Genomic DNA, 266 nt, shown 5'->3' on the forward strand with positions numbered 1-266 from the left:
GAATCACGCCGCGCATGACAGCGAGCTGAAGTCTGCCGACAATCGGCCGATGGGCCAGATCGCCGGCATCCATCTGCTTTTTCGATTCTCGGACTGCTTCGGTACTGTAGCGAAGCATCTCGACTTCGTAGGCATGTATGGCTTCGACGAGCGGCTTTCGTCCCTGGTCCGCTTCGACCAGCATGCGTCCAAGCAGAGCGGCGTCGCGAAGCGCTGTATTGGCGCCCGCGCCTCGTCCGGGTGTCATCGTATGGACGGCGTCACCG

The 266-nt window shown here is 61.7% G+C and carries 1 protein-coding gene; it reads right to left on the reverse strand.

Going from position 1 to position 266, the window contains the following annotated elements:
• Positions 1-266: FAD-dependent monooxygenase (locus AF337_RS02435; protein ID WP_193393562.1), on the reverse strand; the 266-nt coding region annotated here is incomplete at both ends.

It is taken from the genome of Rhizobium ecuadorense (assembly GCF_001187535.1).
Lineage (GTDB): Bacteria > Pseudomonadota > Alphaproteobacteria > Rhizobiales > Rhizobiaceae > Rhizobium > Rhizobium ecuadorense.